Source organism: Enterobacter sp. PL_is379, assembly GCF_055817355.1.
This window is the reverse complement of the sequence record NZ_JBVPGT010000014.1, coordinates 1-20,922: the sequence shown is the minus strand read 5'-3', so window position 1 is coordinate 20,922 and position 20,922 is coordinate 1. Positions and strand designations below refer to the sequence as shown.

Sequence of the window (20,922 nt, the reverse complement as noted above, 5' to 3'; positions counted from 1 at the left end):
CCGGATTGTGCTAACTCCGACGGGAGCAAATCCGTGAAAGATTTATTAAAGTTTCTGAAAGCGCAGACTAAAACCGAAGAGTTTGATGCGATCAAAATTGCTCTGGCTTCGCCAGACATGATCCGTTCATGGTCTTTCGGTGAAGTTAAAAAGCCGGAAACCATCAACTACCGTACGTTCAAACCTGAGCGTGACGGCCTTTTCTGTGCGCGTATTTTCGGGCCAGTAAAAGATTACGAGTGCCTGTGCGGTAAGTACAAGCGCCTGAAACACCGTGGTGTGATCTGTGAGAAGTGCGGCGTTGAAGTGACCCAGACCAAAGTGCGTCGTGAGCGCATGGGCCACATCGAGCTGGCGTCTCCGACCGCTCACATCTGGTTCCTGAAATCTCTGCCGTCCCGTATCGGTCTGCTGCTGGATATGCCGCTGCGTGATATCGAACGCGTTCTGTACTTCGAATCTTATGTGGTTATCGAAGGCGGGATGACGAACCTGGAACGTCATCAGATCCTGACTGAAGAGCAGTATCTGGACGCGCTGGAAGAGTTCGGTGACGAATTCGACGCGAAGATGGGTGCGGAAGCTATTCAGGCCCTGCTGAAGAGCATGGATCTGGAGCAAGAGTGCGAGCAGCTGCGTGAAGAGCTGAACGAAACCAACTCCGAAACCAAACGTAAAAAGCTGACCAAGCGTATCAAACTGCTGGAAGCGTTCGTTCAGTCTGGTAACAAACCAGAGTGGATGATCCTGACCGTTCTGCCGGTTCTGCCGCCAGATCTGCGTCCACTGGTTCCGCTGGATGGTGGTCGTTTCGCAACGTCCGATCTGAACGATCTGTATCGTCGCGTTATCAACCGTAACAACCGTCTGAAACGTCTGCTGGATCTGGCTGCGCCGGACATCATCGTACGCAACGAAAAACGTATGCTGCAGGAAGCGGTAGATGCCCTGCTGGATAACGGTCGTCGCGGTCGTGCGATCACCGGTTCTAACAAACGTCCTCTGAAATCTTTGGCCGATATGATCAAAGGTAAACAGGGTCGTTTCCGTCAGAACCTGCTCGGTAAGCGTGTTGACTACTCCGGTCGTTCTGTAATCACCGTAGGTCCATACCTGCGTCTGCATCAGTGCGGTCTGCCGAAGAAAATGGCACTGGAGCTGTTCAAACCATTCATCTACGGCAAGCTGGAACTGCGTGGCCTGGCCACCACCATCAAAGCCGCGAAGAAAATGGTTGAGCGTGAAGAAGCTGTCGTTTGGGATATCCTGGACGAAGTTATCCGCGAACACCCGGTACTGTTGAACCGTGCACCAACCCTGCACCGTTTGGGTATCCAGGCATTTGAGCCAGTCCTGATCGAAGGTAAAGCTATCCAGCTGCACCCGCTGGTTTGTGCGGCATATAACGCCGACTTCGATGGTGACCAGATGGCTGTTCACGTACCGCTGACGCTGGAAGCCCAGCTCGAAGCGCGTGCGCTGATGATGTCTACCAACAACATCCTGTCTCCAGCGAACGGTGAGCCAATCATCGTTCCTTCTCAGGACGTTGTATTGGGTCTGTACTACATGACCCGTGACTGTGTTAACGCCAAAGGCGAAGGCATGGTGCTGACTGGCCCGAAAGAAGCTGAGCGTATTTACCGCGCTGGCCTGGCCTCTCTGCATGCGCGCGTTAAAGTGCGTATCACCGAATACGAAAAAGATGAAAACGGCGAATTCGTTGCGAAAACCAGCCTGAAAGACACGACCGTTGGCCGTGCGATTCTGTGGATGATCGTACCGAAAGGTCTGCCTTTCTCCATCGTCAACCAGGCGCTGGGCAAGAAAGCGATCTCCAAAATGCTGAACACCTGTTACCGCATTCTGGGTCTGAAGCCGACCGTTATCTTCGCTGACCAGACAATGTATACCGGCTTTGCTTATGCAGCGCGTTCAGGTGCATCTGTTGGTATCGATGACATGGTCATCCCAGAGAAGAAACACGAGATCATCTCTGAAGCGGAAGCCGAAGTTGCTGAGATCCAGGAGCAGTTCCAGTCTGGTCTGGTTACCGCGGGCGAACGCTATAACAAAGTTATCGATATCTGGGCAGCGGCGAACGATCGTGTATCCAAAGCGATGATGGATAACCTGCAGACCGAAACCGTGATTAACCGTGACGGCGTAGAAGAGCAGCAGGTTTCCTTCAACAGCATCTACATGATGGCCGACTCCGGTGCGCGTGGTTCCGCAGCACAGATTCGTCAGCTGGCAGGTATGCGTGGTCTGATGGCGAAGCCAGATGGCTCCATCATCGAAACGCCAATCACCGCGAACTTCCGTGAAGGTCTGAACGTACTCCAGTACTTCATCTCCACGCACGGTGCTCGTAAAGGTCTGGCGGATACCGCACTGAAAACAGCGAACTCCGGTTATCTGACGCGTCGTCTGGTTGACGTTGCCCAGGATCTGGTTGTCACCGAAGACGATTGTGGCACCCTCGAAGGTATCACCATGACCCCGGTTATCGAGGGTGGTGATGTTAAAGAGCCACTGCGCGATCGCGTTCTGGGTCGTGTGACCGCGGAAGACATTCTGAAGCCGGGTACTGCAGACATTCTGGTTCCACGTAACACGCTGCTGCACGAGCACTGGTGTGACCTGCTGGAAGCGAACTCTGTTGACTCAGTGAAAGTGCGTTCCGTTGTATCCTGTGACACCGACTTTGGTGTATGTGCGCACTGCTACGGTCGTGACCTGGCGCGTGGCCACATCATCAACAAAGGTGAAGCAATCGGCGTTATCGCGGCACAGTCCATCGGTGAGCCGGGTACACAGCTGACGATGCGTACGTTCCACATCGGTGGTGCGGCATCTCGTGCGGCTGCTGAATCCAGCATCCAGGTGAAAAACAAAGGTAGCATCAAGCTCAGCAACGCGAAGTCTGTTGTTAACTCCGCAGGCAAGCTGGTTGTGACCTCTCGTAACACCGAGCTGAAACTGATCGACGAATTCGGTCGTACCAAAGAGAGCTATAAAGTGCCTTACGGTGCGGTTATGGCGAAAGGTGATGGCGAGCAGGTTGCCGGCGGTGAAACCGTTGCAAACTGGGATCCACACACCATGCCGGTTATCACCGAAGTAAGTGGTTTCATCCGCTTTACTGACATGATCGACGGCCAGACCATTACTCGTCAGACCGACGAGCTGACCGGTCTGTCTTCTCTGGTAGTTCTGGATTCTGCTGAACGTACTACCGGTGGTAAAGATCTGCGTCCTGCGCTGAAAATCGTTGATGCTCAGGGTAACGACGTTCTGATCCCTGGTACCGACATGCCTGCGCAGTACTTCCTGCCGGGTAAAGCGATCGTTCAGCTGGAAGATGGCATTCAGATCGGTGCGGGTGATGCTCTGGCGCGTATTCCACAGGAATCCAGCGGTACCAAGGACATCACCGGTGGTCTGCCACGCGTTGCGGACCTGTTCGAAGCACGTCGTCCGAAAGAGCCTGCAATCCTGGCTGAAATCAGCGGTATCATCTCCTTCGGTAAAGAGACCAAAGGGAAACGCCGTCTGGTTATCACTCCAGTAGATGGTAGCGAACCGTACGAAGAGATGATTCCTAAGTGGCGTCAGCTCAACGTGTTCGAAGGTGAACGTGTAGAACGTGGTGACGTGGTTTCCGATGGTCCAGAAGCGCCGCACGACATTCTGCGTCTTCGTGGCGTACACGCGGTAACGCGTTACATCACCAACGAAGTGCAGGACGTTTACCGTCTGCAGGGCGTTAAGATTAACGATAAGCACATCGAAGTTATCGTTCGTCAGATGCTGCGTAAAGCAACCATCGAAAACGCAGGCAGCTCCGAGTTCCTGGAAGGCGAGCAGGTTGAATACTCACGCGTCAAGATCGCTAACCGCGAACTGGAAGCGAACGGCAAAATCGGTGCGACCTTCTCGCGCGATCTGCTGGGTATCACCAAAGCGTCTCTGGCAACCGAGTCCTTCATCTCTGCAGCATCGTTCCAGGAAACGACTCGTGTCCTGACCGAAGCCGCTGTTGCTGGTAAGCGTGATGAACTGCGCGGTCTGAAAGAGAACGTTATCGTGGGTCGTCTGATCCCGGCGGGTACCGGTTATGCGTACCACCAGGATCGTATGCGTCGTCGTGCTGCGGGCGAACTGCCAGCTGCACCGCAGGTAACTGCTGAAGATGCATCCGCGAGCCTGGCAGAACTGCTGAACGCAGGTCTGGGCGGTTCCGACAACGAGTAATCGTTGAGTCGCTAATAAAAAACCCGCCTCGGCGGGTTTTTTTACATCTGCATGTTTTCAATTCACCAGCGGGATCCGTCGATAAAGCTCAATCATATCGCCCGCCAGATCCTGAATGACCATCGCGTTCATCAGGTGATCCTGAGAGTGAACGGTGATCAGATTAACCGGAAGCTTCCCGGTTCCCTCATCAAGACCGATAAGCTGCGTCTGGATCGTGTGCGCATGCTTCACATATTCACGCGACTCTTCCATCGCTTTTTCTGCTTCGTCAAACTCACCTTTACGCGCCATCTGTAACGCCGTCAGGGCCGCACTGCGCGCCGCGCCTGCGTTGACCAGCAGTTCCATAATCGTGGTTTCTAAGTCTTCCATTATGACTCCAGAAGTTTGAGCGCTTTTTCCAGTACGGCATCACCTTTCATCATGCCGTAATCCATCATGTCGATCACCGCGACCTTTTTACCTAGCGGCTCGGCCTGTGCCTGGAGTTTGGCCTGCTCGTATTTAACCTGTGGCCCCAGCAATACGATGTCGGCCGTCGCGATGTTGTCTTTAAACTCCGCAACCGGAACGGCTTTAATCGTGACTTCAACCCCTTTTTTCTGCGCGGCGTCTTTCATACGTTGAACCAGCATGCTGGTTGACATTCCCGCTGCACAGCATAAAACGATGTTCTTCATAATCAGCCTCGATCTACATGTGTTTATTGATAATTATCCCGTGCAGACCGCTTCAACAACCGGTTTACCGCGATTGTGTGTCAGGCATCACAAAGAAACCGGCGATTTTCTGAAACCGGTTACAATTTTGCATTGTCGGGTACCCGGCCCGTGGAAACGGGCAGGGTGAAAGAGGGAGGATTAGCTGATGGACGTTCGGTTGATGCGGTTTTTGCCCTGCTGTTTGGCGCTGTAAAGAGCGTTATCAACGCTTCCGATAAAGTGCTCCAGCGGTTCAAAATGCCACTCCCCAAGACCGCCGCTGAACGTAACCCGCAGGTTTTCTTCCCGCCAGACACGTTTTTCAACAGCGGTACGCCATGCTTCCAGCAATGAGAGCGCAGACGACATCTGCTCAGCATGGAAAATTACCGCAAACTCTTCTCCACCATAACGGTAAAGCGAGACGTGATGTGGCTGCATGATCTGGATCCCTTCGCGGGCCACGTTACGCAGAACGATATCACCGGTCAGGTGGCCCTGCGTGTCGTTAATCGACTTGAAGTTATCGATATCCACCAGCGCCATCGCGAAAGGCTGCTGGGTATTCAGCAGCTCCGCGATATCGCTATCGAACGCGCGGCGGTTTTTACAGCCCGTCAGCGCATCGTGGGTGGCCTGGCGCACATACGCCATTTCGCGCTCTTTATTGGACTGAATCGTGTGGCTCAGCATCGCTTCCAGGCGCGGCGCCTCGCTGACGTCGCCGGTTTTGATGGCATTGATAATATGCATCAGCACGCTACGCGAGGCGTGGCGGAGGTATAAGCCGAAGAGGATGATGATGATGGCCGCCAGCGCAAACCCCCAGCCAACAATCGTCGTTTCGTGGCGGGTAATATCGGTGAGCGTTGCATCCGATACCCGGTAAATGACAAACCAGTCCGGGTTGGTAAACGAGTAGTAGTAATACCAGGCGTTGCTTTTCTTGTCGTAAAGGTGGCCTTCACCGCTGGTCATTTTGTCCATCAGCGCTTCGCTCACGTACTGCTTGAAGAGCGCGCCGGTATCCGGATGCAGCACCACAGCACCGTCACGCTCGACGACGAAGAATTCCCCCTGAACGGGCGCCACCATCTGACGCAGGGTGTAGCCCATTGATGTCAAATCGAGATGAAACGCGAGCGTTCCCTTCAGTCTGCCTTCTGGTGAAATCACTGGCTTATAAAGAGTGACCGTGGGGTGCCCCGTAAAGTAATCCATATAAGGACGGGTATAGTGGCTGAAGATGCTGGCTTCCGCCTGAGCGACAAACCACGGCCTCGTCCTGGGATCGAAGGTTTTACTCGTCTCCGTGGGGAGCACTTCCGGTGCGCGGAGGTAATGCCCCTGCGTGTCCGCCAGCGAGATGGAGGAGACGGTCGGCATCAGGTTCTGCAAATGCATCATCATCTGCAGCCCTTGCGTCGGATTGACGTTCAGCGTCTCGTTTAGCCTGTCGTCACGTGCAAAGTACATCGCGGAACGGCCCAGGATATAGTCGTTTTCACGCAGGATAGATTCGGTGTAGTTCACCGCCAGGTTGTGCGTGAAATTGCTATTGATCTTATGATAATCCTCAAGAAAATCCTTTCGTTGCGATAGCGTCACCGAGATCGCGATCACCGCAAAACTGCAGAGGATCCCCGCGAAGCTGAGCATGATTGGCCGGGTAAAAGAGAGCTTTTTGCTGTGAAGTGCCATGAGCTGTACATCGTTCCTGATGGTGAATACTGTTCGTCTGCCGATATCCTCTCAGCATAGTCGCTGTCCTGCGGTTAGCGGTGAATTATACGGCACACGATTTCTGACGGGATGATTTATCTTAAGAACCATTAAGAAAATACTTATTCACCAGGCTGGAGCCGTTTGTGCAATGAACCAGAGGCAGGGCGAAACGAGGAAGAAGCTTTTCGCCCTGGTCAGCATCCGTTGCTGACCGTGTGACAATAAAAAACCGGACGATCGCTGACAATCCTCCGGTTTTGCCTTTTCGTCGCGCCTCGACAATTTTTTATGATGTTGCAGTGCGTTTCAACGTCACTGCGAGGCTCTTCCCAGCCAGCTGTCCCAGTCTTTCCAGACAGGCTGAAGACCCTGCGCCGTCAGAGCGGCGGCGACCGCTTCCGGACGTCGTCCGTCATGCGGCGCAAACTGCTCGAGCTCCGGATGATCGTCGGCGTAGCCGCCAGGCTGTGTTTTGGAAAACGCGCTGACGTTGTTAATCGCAAGCGGGATAACGCGATCGCGAAACGCCGGGGACTCACGCGTTGAGAGCGATAATTCCACTTCCGGAGCGAGCAGGCGAAACGCGCAGATGGTTTGCACCAGCTGGCGTTCATCCATCAGCGAAGCCGGTTCAATCCCGCCCGCGCAGGGCCTCAGACGCGGGAAGGAGATGGAATAACGGCTCTGCCAGTAGCGCTGCTGAAGCCACAGCAAATGTTCCGCCACCATGTAACAATCCACCCGCCAGCTGTCGGAGAGCCCGATCAGCGCACCCAGACCGATTTTGTCGATGCCCGCGCGACCCAGCCTGTCCGGCGTTTCCAGCCGGAAAAAGAAATCCTGTTTCTTACCCTTCAGGTGGTGCCGGGCGTACGTCGCCTCGTGGTAGGTTTCCTGGTAGACCATGACCCCATCCAGCCCGAGGGTTTTGAGCTCCGCGTACTCCTCCTGCGCCAGGGGCTGTACTTCCATATGCAACGACGCAAACTGACGACGGATGGCGGGAAGGTGCTGACGGAAATAGTCCATTCCCACTTTTCCCTGATGTTCGCCCGTGACCAGCAGAAGATGTTCAAAGCCCATTTCACGAATAGCCGCACACTCACGGGCAATCTCACCTTCATCGAGCGTTTTACGTTTGATGCGGTTGCTCATGGAGAAGCCGCAATAGGTGCAGTCATTGGCGCACAGGTTTGAGAGATAGAGCGGCACGTAGAAACTCACCGTGTTGCCAAAACGCTGGCGGGTGAGCCGCTGTGCTCGCTGGGCCATCGGTTCGAGGTACGCACTGGCCGCCGGGGAGAGCAGGGCCATCAGATCCTCGCGGGTCAGATGGCGGGCATTCAGCGCACGCTCCACGTCAGCCGCCGTCTTGCTGTTGATGCGCAGGGCAATGTCGTCCCAGTTAAGCTGCCGCCAGCGCTCGGTAAACGTGCTCATGAGATCGCCTCCAGAAAACCGGTCAGCGGGCTGGTGGCCTGCGCCTGGAAACTGCGCGAGCCGGGGCCGGACTCCCTTGCCAGCAACCCAGCCTCTACGGCCATGCGGAACGCACGCGCCATCATGACCGGTTCGTCGGCAACCGCGATGGCCGTATTCACCAGCACCGCGTCGGCGCCCATCTCCAGCGCCTGTGCGGCATGGCTGGGCACGCCAATGCCCGCATCAACCACCACCGGCACGGTAGCCTGCTCAATAATGATTTCCAGCATCGCACGGGTTTCCAGCCCCTGGTTGGAGCCAATGGGGGCGCCCAGCGGCATGACGGCGGCGCAGCCGACCTCTTCCAGCCGTTTGCACAGGACAGGGTCGGCGCCGCAGTAAGGCAGGACGGTAAACCCTTGCTGCACCAGCTTTTCAGCCGCTTTCAGCGTTTCGATAGGGTCGGGCAGCAGCCAGCGGGCGTCAGGATGAATTTCCAGCTTCAGCCAGCGGGTGCCGAGCGCCTCGCGGGCCAGCTGCGCGGCGAAAATCGCCTCTTCGGCCGTTTTGGCACCGGAGGTGTTGGGCAGCAGCGTGACGCCTGCCTCCAGTAAAGGCGCCAGAATGGCATCGCTGTGATGACGCAGATCCACGCGCTTGAGCGCCAGCGTCACCAGCTGGCTGCCGCTTTCGCGAATGGCATCCACCATCAGCTGCGGCGAGGCGAATTTTCCGGTTCCGGTAAACAGATGTGAATCAAAGACTTTATCGGCAATACGTAACATCTCAGCCCCCTGCGATAACCTGAAACAGCAGGATCTGGTCGCCGTCATTGACCTGCTGATGTTCCCACTGCTCGCGCGGCAGGATCTGTTGATTGAGCGCCAGCGCCGTTCCCGGCTTGAGCTGACGCAGCTTGTCGAGCAGTACCGCAACGGTGAGCCCGTCTTCGCATCTCATCGGCTCATCGTTAAACAGAATGCGCATCGCGGCCTCCACATACCGGGCAGCGGCTGGCGCGGCGTAACGCCAGCTGGCGCCAGCCGGCTGAGCGGGCATCAAACAGCCGCAGCGTATTGCGTTCCGTCTCCATGCCGCTGAGCAGCTTGATGGCTTCCAGCGCCTGCATGGTGCCCATTACGCCGACCACCGGACCCAGAATGCCCGCCGTCCGGCAGTTGCGCGCTGGCTCGGCATCATCCGGCCACAGACAGCGATAGCAGCCCTGCGTCCACGGTGGCGTCAGAACCATCATCTGCCCGCCGAACCCCACCGCGCTGGCGGTGATAAGCGGCGTATGATTTGCCACGCACGCGGCGTTAATCGCCTGGCGCGTCGCCATGTTGTCGGTACAGTCCAGCACCACGTCGGCAAGGGCGACTTCACGGTGCAGGCTTTCACCGCTAAGACGCTCCTGTAAGGCAATCAGCTCGATATCCGGGTTTAGCTGGTTCAGCCGCTGCCGGGTGATTTTTGCTTTCGGCTGGTTGATATCCTCGGTGGTAAAGAGGATTTGTCGCTGCAGATTGCTGAGGTGAACCTCGTCGTCGTCGGCCAGCACCAGCGTACCGATGCCCGCACCTGCCAGATAAAGCGCGGCGGGCGCGCCTAATCCGCCCAGACCGACAATCAGCACCCGGCTGGCGAGCAGTTTTTGCTGGCCATCGATGGCGATATCCTCCAGCAGGATCTGACGGCTGTAGCGCATAAAGTCGCGATCATTCATCGCCAGCTCCTGCCAGCTGTAACAGCTGTTCGGTGGCGGACTGCCAGTCTGCAGCCTGGGTGATGGCGCTGACGACGGCGATGCTGCCGACGCCGGTCTCCAGCACCGCCGGGGCGCGTTCAAGGCTGATTCCGCCGATGGCGACGGTGGGGTAATCGGCAAGGCGTTTAACGTGACTCGCCAGCTGCGTCAGACCCTGCGGTGCGGAGGGCATCTGCTTGGTTTGCGTCGGGAAGACGTGGCCCAGCGCGATGTATGAGGGACGGGCCGCCAGGGCCACGTCGATCTCCATGTCATCGTGCGTTGACACGCCAAGACGCAGCCCGGCTTCACGGATAGCGCTCAGATCCGTTGTTTCGAGGTCTTCCTGACCCAGATGCACGCCGTACGCCTGGTGCTTAACGGCCAGTCGCCAGTAATCGTTGATAAACAGGCGGGCGTTATACCGACGCCCCAGCGCGATGGCGGCAACCACATCGGCTTCCACCTCGTCATCGCGCTTATCCTTGATGCGCAGCTGGAGGGTGCGAACGCCTGCCTCCAGCAGTCGCTCTATCCACGCCACGCTGTCCACCACCGGATAGAGCCCTAAACGGTAGGGGACGGGTGGGAAATCGGGCTGGTACATTACGCCTCCTCTTTTTTGAGGTAGATTTCGCCGCCTTTGGCGCGGAAGGTTTCAGACATGTCCGCCATGCCCACTTCAATGGTTTGCGCTGCGGCGTAGTCACGCACTTCCTGGCTGATTTTCATCGAGCAGAATTTTGGCCCGCACATAGAGCAGAAGTGCGCGACTTTGCCTGATTCCTGCGGCAGGGTCTCGTCGTGATAGGCGCGGGCGGTGAACGGATCCAGCGCCAGGTTGAACTGGTCTTCCCAGCGGAATTCAAAGCGCGCCTTCGACATGGCGTTATCGCGGATTTGCGCCCCCGGGTGGCCTTTGGCCAGATCCGCCGCGTGGGCGGCAATTTTGTAGGTAATCAGCCCCTGCTTCACGTCCTCTTTGTTTGGCAGGCCGAGGTGCTCTTTCGGCGTCACGTAGCAGAGCATGGCGCAGCCGAACCAGCCGATCATCGCCGCGCCAATGCCTGAGGTGAAGTGGTCATAGCCCGGCGCAATATCGGTGGTCAACGGTCCCAGGGTATAGAACGGGGCCTCATGGCAGTGCTCCAGCTCTTCGGTCATGTTGCGGCGGATCATCTGCATCGGCACGTGTCCCGGGCCTTCAATCATTACCTGCACGTCATACTCCCAGGCGATTTTAGTCAGCTCGCCCAGCGTGTGCAGCTCGGCAAACTGCGCTTCGTCGTTGGCGTCGCGGATGGAGCCCGGACGCAGGCCGTCGCCCAGCGACAGGGAGACGTCATAGGCGGCGCAGATTTCGCAGATCTCGCGGAAGTGTTCGTAGAGGAAGTTTTCCTGGTGATGGGACAGGCACCACTTCGCCATGATGGAACCGCCGCGCGAGACGATACCGGTCAGACGCTTCGCCGTCATCGGCACGTAGCGCAGCAGCACGCCCGCGTGAATGGTGAAGTAGTCCACGCCCTGCTCGGCCTGCTCCAGCAGCGTGTCGCGGAACGCTTCCCAGGTGAGGTCTTCGGCAATGCCGTTGACCTTCTCCAGCGCCTGATAAATCGGGACGGTGCCAATCGGTACCGGGCTGTTACGCAGGATCCATTCGCGGGTTTCGTGAATATAGCGGCCGGTGGAGAGATCCATTACCGTGTCCGCGCCCCAGCGCGTGGACCAGACCAGCTTTTCCACCTCTTCTTCGATGGAGGAGGTCACGGCCGAGTTACCGATGTTCGCGTTGACCTTCACCAGGAAGTTGCGGCCGATAATCATCGGCTCGGACTCCGGGTGGTTGATGTTGGCGGGGATAATCGCGCGCCCGGCGGCCACTTCGTCACGCACAAACTCCGGCGTGATGTTCTCCGGCAGGCGAGCGCCAAAGCCTTCACCCGGATGCTGATAACGCAGCACTTCGCTACGGATGCGCTCACGACCCATGTTTTCGCGGATGGCGATGAATTCCATTTCCGGCGTGACGATGCCCTGGCGCGCGTAGTGCAGCTGGGTCACGCATTTGCCCGCTTTAGCGCGTTTTGGCGTCAGCAGGCCGGTAAAGCGCAGCTCGTCCAGACCGTCGTCGGCCAGGCGCTCTTTGGTGTACGCAGAGCTGCGTACGCTGAGTTCTTCGCAGTCGTTACGCGCCTCAATCCACGGCTGGCGCAGCTTTGCCAGACCCTGCTGAACGTTGATGGCAACATCAGGGTCGCCGTACGGACCGGAGGTGTCATACACCGGCACGGCTTCGTTGTCTTCGTACTGCGGATTCTCTTTGCTGCCGCCGATAAGCGTCGGGCTGAGCTGGATTTCGCGCATCGGGACGCGGATATCGGCCTGCGAGCCGGAAATGTAGATGCGTTTCGAGTTCGGGAAAGCGGTGCCTTCCAGGGTGTCGATGAAGTGTTGGGCCTGTGCGCGCTGTTCGCGGCGGGTCAGTTTTGCAGTAGACATAGCTCATTCCAAAAGTGAAGGACATGGCTTGTCAGACGACGGATGAAGCAAGAGAGGATCGCCCGGGGAGCGATACAACAGCAGTGTGACTCTTGTTCCCTTCGCAGGTATTAGCCTGATCAGGTTCCGCGGATCCCGAATTAACGGTCTCAGCCCGCGCTTTCAGGCGCTGGGCACTCCGACAAGAAAAATCCCCCTCGTGAGAGGGGCGAATGGTTGTAAATTACTCGTTAACGGTGAAGAACTCAAGCAGGGCGCGCGACGTTCTCTTCGTTACTGATGTTCAAATCATTGTCCAGCACGAGGGCGATCAGCTTATCTTCCAGCGTGAATCGCTCTTCCAGCGCTTCACCGAGGTCGGATAGCGCCCGCTGAAACTCAAGATAGTTATCGTGATCGATGGCGTTCTCGAGCGCGGAATCATAGTAATCCATGATCTGCTGGGTGTTGGCTTCCAGCAGCGGATAGAGCTTGCTGGCTGCTAAATACGGTGTTGTCCCTTCCATTTCGCGGATAATGCGTTCATAAATATTGAAATGGCCGTCGGACAGATAGTCGACCAGGCCCTGACAAAAATCATCCAGCGCTTTTTCATTCAGTCGCATAAACGATTCTTTGCCAGGCTTAATGCCGACCAGATTGTAATAAGCCACGAGTAGATGCTTGCGCACATGTAGCCAGCGATCCACCAGTTTGTTACTTCCTCTAACGCGCTCAGTCAGGCTTTCCAGCTGGTTTAACATGGTCGACTCCGCAAAATGTTGGATTGAATCTGCTTATCCAGAATGTAACCACAATGCTAACAACATGTCAGTGAAGCGAAGGTAGTGCAATAGATATGGATCGTATTATTGAAAAATCAGATCTTGGTTGGTGGATCGTCAGTCACGAACAAAAATTATGGCTTACTGCCGGGGAAATCCCCTATGGCGCAGCTGAGGCGTTCGATCTTGTTGGCCAGCCAGCGCTACAGATCGGCGAGTGGCAGGGTGAGCCCGTGTGGTTGATCCAACAGTCCCGCCGCCAGGATATGGGATCTGTGCGCCAGGTGCTGGATCTGGATGTCGGGCTGTTCCAGCTGGCGGGGCGCGGCGTGCAGCTGGCCGAGTTTTACCGCTCGCATAAATACTGTGGCTACTGCGGCCATACCATGCGTCCGAGCAAAACCGAATGGGCGATGCTCTGCAACCACTGCCGCGAACGCTACTATCCGCAGATTGCGCCGTGCATTATCGTCGCTATCCGCCGGGAGGATTCCATCCTGCTGGCGCAGCATACCCGTCATCGCAACGGCGTTCATACCGTGCTGGCCGGCTTCGTCGAAGTGGGCGAAACGCTGGAGCAGGCGGTGGCGCGCGAGGTGATGGAGGAGAGCGGGATCAAAGTGAAGAACCTGCGCTACGTCACCTCCCAGCCGTGGCCGTTCCCGCAGTCGCTGATGACGGCCTTTATGGCCGAATATGACAGCGGCGAGATCGTTATCGATCAGAAAGAGCTGCTGGATGCGAACTGGTATCGCTACGACGATTTACCGCTGTTACCTCCGCCGGGCACCGTGGCGCGTCGGCTGATAGAAGATACCGTGGCGATATGTCGGGCCGAGTATGAGTAGTGTTACACTGAGGCCATGACGCTTAAGGAACTGCAAAAATGACCGAACTGAAGAACGATCGTTATCTGCGTGCGCTGCTGCGCCAGCCCGTTGATGTCACCCCGGTGTGGATGATGCGCCAGGCGGGACGCTATCTGCCAGAGTACAAAGCCACGCGCGCGCAGGCGGGCGATTTTATGTCGCTGTGCAAAAACGCCGAGCTGGCCTGTGAAGTGACGCTCCAGCCGCTGCGCCGCTTCCCGCTGGATGCTGCGATCCTCTTCTCGGATATTCTGACCATTCCGGATGCCATGGGCCTTGGCCTGTACTTCGAAACCGGTGAAGGCCCGCGTTTCACCTCTCCGATCAAAAGCAAAGCCGACGTGGACAAGCTGCCGATCCCCGATCCGGAAGGCGAGCTGGGCTACGTGATGAACGCCGTACGCACCATTCGCCGCGAGCTGAAAGGCGAAGTGCCGCTGATTGGCTTCTCCGGCAGCCCGTGGACGCTGGCAACCTATATGGTGGAAGGAGGCAGCAGCAAAGCCTTCACCCTGATTAAAAAGATGATGTACGCCGAGCCGCTGGCCCTGCATGCGCTGCTCGACAAGCTGGCGAAGAGCGTCACCCTCTATCTGAACGCGCAGATTAAGGCGGGTGCGCAGTCGGTGATGATTTTCGATACCTGGGGTGGTGTGCTGACCGGACGCGATTATCAACAGTTCTCCCTGTATTACATGCACAAAATCGTCGACGGCCTGCTGCGTGAAAACGAAGGTCGCCGCGTGCCGGTGACGCTGTTCACTAAAGGTGGCGGTCAGTGGCTGGAAGCGATGGCGGCCACCGGCTGCGACGCGCTGGGTCTCGACTGGACCACCGATATTGCCGATGCGCGCCGCCGCGTGGGCGACAAAGTGGCGCTGCAGGGCAATATGGACCCGTCCATGCTCTATGCGCCGCCAGCCCGCATTGAAGAAGAAGTGTCGACTATACTGTCTGGTTTCGGCCAGGGGGAAGGTCACGTCTTTAACCTCGGCCACGGTATTCATCAGGATGTACCGCCAGAGCACGCAGGCGTATTTGTGGAGGCGGTGCATCGGCTTTCTGCCCAGTATCACAAGTAAGGAGTCGTTATGGATCTCGCGTCGCTACGCGCTCAGCAAATCGAACTGGCCTCATCGGTGATCCGCGAGGATCGTCTGGATAAGGATCCTCCGCAGTACATTGGCGGAGCAGACGTCGGGTTCGAGCAGGGTGGGGAAGTGACGCGAGCGGCGATGGTGGTACTGAAATACCCTTCGCTTGAGCTGGTGGAGTACAAGGTCGCGCGTATCGCGACCACCATGCCGTATATCCCGGGCTTTCTCTCCTTCCGCGAATATCCCGCGCTGCTGGCAGCGTGGGAGCAGCTCTCGCAAAAACCTGACCTGCTGTTTGTCGATGGGCATGGGATCTCACACCCGCGCCGTTTAGGCGTTGCCAGCCACTTTGGGCTGCTGGTGGATGTGCCGACCATTGGCGTTGCCAAGAAACGCCTGTGCGGCGCGTTTGAGCCACTCTCCGCCGAGCCGGGCGCGCTTGCGCCGCTTATCCATAAAGGCGAGCAGCTGGCATGGGTCTGGTGCAGCAAGGCTCGCTGTAATCCGCTGTTCATCGCCACCGGCCATCGGGTGAGCATGGACAGCGCTCTGGCGTGGGTACAGCGCTGCATGAACGGCTACCGCTTACCGGAGCCGACGCGCTGGGCTGACGCGGTGGCCTCTTCGCGTCCGGCTTTTGTTCGTTGGCAGGAAATTCAGCGGTGATTCAGGTAAACTGCGCCTAATTTTCGATTCGAGAGATCATCATGCTACAAAACCCGATTCACCTGCGCCTTGAAAAGCTGGAAAGCTGGCAGCACGTCACCTTTATGGCTTGCCTGTGCGAGCGCATGTATCCCAACTATGCCGCGTTCTGTAAGCAGACGGGCTTTGGTGATGGCCATATCTACCGCCGCATTCTGGATCTGATCTGGGAAACGCTGACGGTGAAAGACGCGAAGGTGAATTTCGACTCTCAGCTCGAAAAGCTCGAAGAGGCGATTCCGGTGGCGGATGATTTTGACCTGTACGGCGTCTACCCGGCAATTGATGCCTGCGTGGCGTTAAGCGAACTGCTTCACTCCCGTCTGAGCGGTGAGACGCTGGAGCACGCTATTGAAGTCAGTAAGGCCTCTATCACTACCGTGGCGATGCTGGAAATGACCCAGGAAGGTCGCGAAATGACCGATGAAGAGCTGCGTGCAAACCCGGCCGTGGAGCAAGAATGGGACATTCAGTGGGAAATTTTCCGCCTGCTGGCAGAGTGTGAAGAACGCGATATTGAACTGATAAAAGGGCTGCGTGCGGACTTACGTGAGGCCGGTGAGAGTAATATTGGTATAATTTTTAACCAATGAGATAAGAAAACTTGAGATAACGCCCGTTTTGTCGCTCCTCGACTCTTCCCTTTCGCCCCTTGTCTGGTCTACATTTGGGGGGCGAAAAAAAGTGGCTATCGGTGCGTGTATGCAGGAGAGTGCTTTTTTGGCATTTTCGTCGCACTCGATGCTTAGCAAGCGATAAACACATTGAAAGGATAACTTATGAACAAGACTCAACTGATTGATGTAATTGCGGACAAGGCTGATCTGTCTAAAGTGCAGGCTAAAGCTGCTCTGGAATCTACCCTGGCTGCTATTACTGAGTCTCTGAAAGAAGGCGATGCTGTACAACTGGTTGGTTTCGGTACCTTCAAAGTGAACCACCGCGCTGAGCGTACTGGCCGCAACCCGCAGACCGGTAAAGAAATCAAAATCGCCGCAGCGAACGTGCCGGCATTTGTTTCTGGTAAAGCACTGAAAGACGCAGTTAAGTAAGACGCGTGGCAGTGAACAGTTTTAGCGAAGGGGCGGCAACGCCCCTTTTGTCTTTCTGGCGCGGAACGCTCGCGCTGGCAGGCATGCTGCTGCTGTCCGCCTGCAGCCACGACACCTCCCTGCCGCCGTTTACCGCCAGCGGCTACGCGGACAACCAGGGTGCAGTCAGGATTTGGCGCAAAGATTCCGGCGGCGAAGTGCATCTGCTTTCTGCCTTTAGCCCGTGGCATAACGGCAATACGTCGACGGCGGAATATCGCTGGCAGGGAGATGACCTGTCGCTGATTGAACTGAACGTCTACAGCAAGACCCCCGAACACGTGAAAGTGCGTTTTGACGACCATGGCGAGCTGAGCTTTATGCAGCGCGAAGTCAGTGGTCAAAAACAGCAGCTTTCCAGCGATCAAATCGCCCTCTACCGTTATCGTGCCGAACAAATTCGCCAGACCAGCGATGCGCTTCGTCTGGGGCGCGTTGTGCTGCGCCAGGGGCGCTGGCATAACGACGGAACGGTAACCACCTGCGAAGGGCAAACGGTCAAGCCTGAGCTTGAATCCTGGGCGACCGAACACATTCAACGCCGTCAGCGTCATTCATCAATGGAAGTGAGTGTGGCGTGGCTGGAAGCGCCGGAAGGCTCTCAGCTGCTGCTGGTGGCGAACGAAGACTTCTGTACCTGGCAGCCGACGGAGAAGAGTTTCTGAGGTAAATCCCCTCTCCCTTGAGGGAGAGGGTGAGGGCGAGGAGGAATTACTCCCCCTGCTCGCGCGCAATCGCGCGATAGCCGATATCCTGACGGCTAAAGCTACCGTTCCAGTGAATATCCGCCATCAGCGCATAGGCGCGCTTCTGCGCTTCTGCCACGGTATGGCCCAGCGCGGTTGCACACAGCACGCGTCCGCCGTTGGTCAGAACGCGATCGTCTTCAGCCAGCTTCGTACCGGCATGGAACACCTTCGCACCGTCAATCTCTTCCAGAGGCAGACCGTGGATCTCATCCCCGGTGTTGTAATTACCCGGATAACCACCCGCAGCAATCACCACACCCAGAGACGCGCGCTCGTCCCACTCTGACGTTTTCTCGTCCAGCTTGCCTTCGCAGGCTGCCAGACACAGATCCACCAGATCGGATTTCATGCGCAGCATGATGGGCTGAGTTTCCGGATCGCCAAAGCGGCAGTTGAATTCGATAACCTTAGGGTTACCCTGCTTGTCGATCATCAGGCCCGCGTAGAGGAAACCGGTGTAGGTGTTACCTTCCGCCGCCATCCCTTTCACGGTTGGCCAGATGACGCGATCCATGGTGCGTTGATGAACTTCGTCAGTCACTACAGGGGCAGGGGAGTAGGCGCCCATTCCGCCGGTATTCGGGCCGGTATCGGCATTGCCCACACGCTTGTGGTCCTGGCTGGTGGCCATCGGCAGAACGTGCTCGCCGTCGACCATCACGATAAAGCTGGCTTCTTCACCGTCGAGGAACTCTTCAATCACGATGCGGTGGCCCGCATCGCCAAAGGCGTTACCTGCCAGCATGTCCTGAACAGCGGCTTCGGCTTCTTCGAGCGTCATCGCGACGATCACGCCTTTACCGGCGGCCAGACCGTCGGCCTTGATAACAATCGGCGCGCCCTTCTCACGTAAGTAGGCCAGAGCAGGCTCCACTTCAGTGAAATTCTGATATTCCGCCGTCGGGATATTATGACGCGCGAGGAAATCTTTGGTGAAGGCTTTGGAGCCTTCCAGCTGCGCGGCCCCTTGTGTTGGCCCGAAGATTGTCAGGCCCGCCGCGCGGAACGCGTCAACGACGCCAATCACCAGCGGCGCTTCCGGGCCGACAATGGTCAGGTCGATTTTCTCGCTCTGGGCAAAACTCAGCAGCGCCGGAATGTCAGTCACGCCGATAGCCACGTTCTGCAGCGCGGGTTCCAGTGCGGTACCGGCGTTGCCCGGTGCCACGAAGACCGTTTTCACCAGCGGAGACTGCGCCGCTTTCCACGCCAGCGCGTGCTCGCGTCCGCCGTTACCAATTACTAATACTTTCATTTTCAGCTCCGGGAATTAATGGCGGAAGTGGCGCATGTCGGTGAAGATCATCGCAATGCCGTGTTCGTCGGCGGCGGCAATCACTTCGTCGTCGCGGATTGAGCCGCCAGGCTGGATCACACAGGTGATGCCGACAGCAGCTGCCGCATCGATACCGTCACGGAACGGGAAGAACGCGTCAGAAGCCATGGCGGAGCCTTTCACTTCCAGACCTTCATCGCCTGCTTTAATGCCCGCGATTTTCGCGGAGTAGACGCGGCTCATCTGGCCAGCACCTATTCCGATGGTCATGTTCTCTTTCGCGTAGACGATGGCGTTGGATTTGACGAACTTCGCCACTTTCCAGCAGAACAGCGCGTCACGCAGTTCCTGTTCGGTCGGCTGACGTTTGGTCACCACGCGCAGGTCGGCTTCTGTCACCATACCCAGATCGCGATCCTGAACCAGCAGGCCGCCGTTGACGCGTTTGAAGTCCAGGCCCGGCACGCGTTCTGCCCACTGGCCGCAAACCAGTACGCGCACGTTCTGTTTTGCCGCGGTAATTTTGAGCGCCTCTTCGGATGCGGATGGCGCGATGATCACTTCAACGAACTGGCGGGAGATGATGGCCTGAGCCGTTTCAGCATCCAGCTCGCGGTTGAAGGCGATAATGCCGCCGAACGCAGAGGTCGGGTCGGTTTTGTAGGCGCGATCGTAGGCATCCAGAATAGAGGTGCTCACGGCAACGCCGCATGGGTTCGCGTGCTTGACGATAACGCAGGCCGGCTCGCTGAACTCTTTTACGCATTCCAGCGCGGCGTCGGTGTCGGCAATGTTGTTATAGGAGAGGGCTTTGCCCTGAACCTGCTGAGCGGTCGCAACAGAGGCTTCTTTTACCTCTTCTTCTATATAGAAGGCTGCTTGCTGGTGGCTGTTCTCACCGTAACGCATATCCTGCTTCTTAATGAAGTTCAGGTTCAGGGTGCGCGGGAAGCGGCCGGAAGGATCTTTGCTTTCACCGTGGTAAGCCGGTACCAGGCTACCGAAGTAGTTGGCGATCATGCTGTCGTACGCGGCGGTGTGTTCGAAGGCTTTGATGGCGAGGTCGAAACGCGTTTCCAGGGTCAGCGACCCTTCGTTGGCATCCATCTCATTAATAATGGTTTCGTAATCGCTGCTCTTTACGACGATGGCCACATCTTTATGGTTCTTGGCCGCGGAGCGCACCATGGTCGGGCCGCCGATATCAATATTCTCTACGGCATCTTCCAGAGAGCAGCCTTCGCGGGCAACGGTCTGGGCAAACGGGTAGAGGTTAACAACCACCATGTCGATTGGTGCGATGTCATGCTGTTCCATAATGGCGTCGTCCTGACCGCGACGGCCAAGAATACCGCCATGTACTTTTGGATGCAGGGTTTTGACGCGTCCATCCATCATTTCCGGGAAACCGGTGTAATCGGACACTTCGGTTACCGGCAGACCTTTATCTGCTAACAGGCGAGCGGTACCGCCTGTGGAAAGCAGCTCCACACCGCGTGCGGAAAGTGCCTGAGCGAATTCGACGATACCGGCTTTATCAGAAACACTGAGCAGAGCGCGGCGGACTGGACGACGTTGTTGCATGGTAAATCCCCTGGATTTCACGATTACAGAGAGCGTTAGATGAATTTTCCTGTGAAAAACTCATCTAACACACCTGACGAGGCATCCTTGTTAAGCGCGAGCATTTTAACGAAAACGTTTGCGCAACGCTCGCACATTTTCACTTTTTCGTATCATTGTGGATAAGTCTGTGCGTAAAAAGGTATAAGGCGGGGTTTTGCTGTGGAATGCAGCAGTCAGTCATTTTTCTGTCATTTAGCGGTTGCGGCCTGCGGAGAACTCCCTATAATGCGCCTCCATCGACACGGCGGATGTGAATCACTTCACAAACAACCCGGTCGGTTGAAGAGAAAAAATCCTGAAATAACGGGTTGACTCTGAAAGAGGAAAGCGTAATATACGCCACCTCGCAACGGTGAGCGAAAGCCGCGTTGCACTGCTCTTTAACAAT

At 56.7% G+C, this 20,922-nt stretch carries 19 protein-coding genes and 1 riboswitch; of the genes, 7 read left to right on the top strand and 12 right to left on the bottom strand.

Features of this window, described 5'->3' with window-relative positions:
- Positions 1-33 precede the first annotated feature (33 nt).
- Positions 34-4,257, top strand: a complete 4,224-nt coding sequence (gene rpoC / locus AC0TOY_RS00450; protein WP_023309968.1) for a DNA-directed RNA polymerase subunit beta' — start codon at positions 34-36, stop codon at positions 4,255-4,257.
- A gap of 57 nt (positions 4,258-4,314) precedes the next feature.
- Here the strand turns inward: rpoC and AC0TOY_RS00445 are convergent, their stop codons facing one another.
- The 10 genes from AC0TOY_RS00445 to AC0TOY_RS00400 all read right to left on the bottom strand — a co-directional run bounded on the left by AC0TOY_RS00445 (position 4,315) and on the right by AC0TOY_RS00400 (position 13,100).
- Positions 4,315-4,632, bottom strand: coding sequence for a PTS lactose/cellobiose transporter subunit IIA (locus AC0TOY_RS00445; RefSeq protein WP_008503455.1), 318 nt, complete (start codon positions 4,630-4,632; stop codon positions 4,315-4,317).
- Positions 4,632-4,940, bottom strand: a complete 309-nt coding sequence (locus tag AC0TOY_RS00440; RefSeq protein ID WP_023334100.1) for a PTS sugar transporter subunit IIB — start codon at positions 4,938-4,940, stop codon at positions 4,632-4,634. The genes AC0TOY_RS00445 and AC0TOY_RS00440 overlap by 1 nt, the downstream gene beginning before the upstream one ends.
- 180 nt (positions 4,941-5,120) lie before the next feature.
- Complete coding sequence (locus tag AC0TOY_RS00435; protein ID WP_473721393.1) at positions 5,121-6,662, bottom strand: sensor domain-containing diguanylate cyclase; 1,542 nt, start codon at positions 6,660-6,662, stop codon at positions 5,121-5,123.
- Between the two features lie 336 nt (positions 6,663-6,998).
- Positions 6,999-8,126, bottom strand: a complete 1,128-nt coding sequence (gene thiH, locus AC0TOY_RS00430) for a 2-iminoacetate synthase ThiH (RefSeq protein WP_048990373.1) — start codon at positions 8,124-8,126, stop codon at positions 6,999-7,001.
- On the bottom strand, positions 8,123-8,893 hold the full coding sequence (thiG, locus tag AC0TOY_RS00425; RefSeq protein ID WP_473721392.1) for a thiazole synthase: 771 nt from the start codon (positions 8,891-8,893) through the stop codon (positions 8,123-8,125). The genes thiH and thiG overlap by 4 nt, the downstream gene beginning before the upstream one ends.
- Position 8,894: 1 nt before the next feature.
- A complete protein-coding gene (gene thiS, locus AC0TOY_RS00420; protein WP_024908257.1) occupies positions 8,895-9,095 on the bottom strand; it encodes a sulfur carrier protein ThiS in 201 nt (66 codons plus the stop codon).
- Positions 9,079-9,834 carry a HesA/MoeB/ThiF family protein gene (locus tag AC0TOY_RS00415; RefSeq protein ID WP_061716173.1) on the bottom strand — a complete coding sequence of 252 codons (756 nt, stop codon included), beginning with the start codon at positions 9,832-9,834 and terminating at the stop codon, positions 9,079-9,081. Before AC0TOY_RS00415 ends, thiS begins: the two co-directional genes overlap by 17 nt.
- On the bottom strand, positions 9,827-10,462 hold the full coding sequence (gene thiE, locus AC0TOY_RS00410; RefSeq protein ID WP_061716172.1) for a thiamine phosphate synthase: 636 nt from the start codon (positions 10,460-10,462) through the stop codon (positions 9,827-9,829). Before thiE ends, AC0TOY_RS00415 begins: the two co-directional genes overlap by 8 nt.
- Positions 10,462-12,357, bottom strand: a complete 1,896-nt coding sequence (gene thiC / locus AC0TOY_RS00405) for a phosphomethylpyrimidine synthase ThiC (RefSeq protein ID WP_473721391.1) — start codon at positions 12,355-12,357, stop codon at positions 10,462-10,464. The genes thiE and thiC overlap by 1 nt, the downstream gene beginning before the upstream one ends.
- 79 nt (positions 12,358-12,436) lie before the next feature.
- A riboswitch (TPP riboswitch) is annotated at positions 12,437-12,548 on the bottom strand.
- A gap of 54 nt (positions 12,549-12,602) precedes the next feature.
- Positions 12,603-13,100: an Rsd/AlgQ family anti-sigma factor gene (locus AC0TOY_RS00400; protein ID WP_023334107.1), complete on the bottom strand. Its 498-nt coding sequence runs from the start codon at positions 13,098-13,100 to the stop codon at positions 12,603-12,605.
- Positions 13,101-13,195: 95 nt separating this feature from the next.
- Here AC0TOY_RS00400 and nudC point away from each other — a divergent pair, with 95 nt between their 5' ends.
- From nudC to AC0TOY_RS00370, 6 genes are all read left to right on the top strand, one after another.
- On the top strand, positions 13,196-13,969 hold the full coding sequence (gene nudC, locus AC0TOY_RS00395; protein ID WP_473721390.1) for an NAD(+) diphosphatase: 774 nt from the start codon (positions 13,196-13,198) through the stop codon (positions 13,967-13,969).
- A gap of 38 nt (positions 13,970-14,007) precedes the next feature.
- Complete coding sequence (gene hemE / locus AC0TOY_RS00390; RefSeq protein WP_024908252.1) at positions 14,008-15,072, top strand: uroporphyrinogen decarboxylase; 1,065 nt, start codon at positions 14,008-14,010, stop codon at positions 15,070-15,072.
- Between the two features lie 9 nt (positions 15,073-15,081).
- Positions 15,082-15,753 carry a deoxyribonuclease V gene (gene nfi, locus AC0TOY_RS00385; RefSeq protein ID WP_473721389.1) on the top strand — a complete coding sequence of 224 codons (672 nt, stop codon included), beginning with the start codon at positions 15,082-15,084 and terminating at the stop codon, positions 15,751-15,753.
- 41 nt (positions 15,754-15,794) lie between these two features.
- Positions 15,795-16,385 (top strand): YjaG family protein, encoded by a 591-nt coding sequence (locus AC0TOY_RS00380; RefSeq protein WP_008503468.1) that lies wholly within the window; start codon positions 15,795-15,797, stop codon positions 16,383-16,385.
- A 186-nt stretch (positions 16,386-16,571) separates the two neighbouring features.
- Positions 16,572-16,844 (top strand): nucleoid-associated protein HU-alpha, encoded by a 273-nt coding sequence (hupA, locus tag AC0TOY_RS00375; RefSeq protein ID WP_002445246.1) that lies wholly within the window; start codon positions 16,572-16,574, stop codon positions 16,842-16,844.
- A gap of 11 nt (positions 16,845-16,855) precedes the next feature.
- On the top strand, positions 16,856-17,548 hold the full coding sequence (locus tag AC0TOY_RS00370) for a DUF1481 domain-containing protein (RefSeq protein WP_024908250.1): 693 nt from the start codon (positions 16,856-16,858) through the stop codon (positions 17,546-17,548).
- 46 nt (positions 17,549-17,594) lie between these two features.
- Here the strand turns inward: AC0TOY_RS00370 and purD are convergent, their stop codons facing one another.
- Both purD and purH read right to left on the bottom strand, forming a co-directional pair.
- Positions 17,595-18,887 (bottom strand): phosphoribosylamine--glycine ligase, encoded by a 1,293-nt coding sequence (purD, locus tag AC0TOY_RS00365; protein WP_248166164.1) that lies wholly within the window; start codon positions 18,885-18,887, stop codon positions 17,595-17,597.
- Positions 18,888-18,902: 15 nt separating this feature from the next.
- Entirely contained in the window at positions 18,903-20,492 is a 1,590-nt protein-coding gene (gene purH / locus AC0TOY_RS00360) for a bifunctional phosphoribosylaminoimidazolecarboxamide formyltransferase/IMP cyclohydrolase (RefSeq protein ID WP_061716167.1), read from the bottom strand.
- Positions 20,493-20,922: the final 430 nt, after the last annotated feature.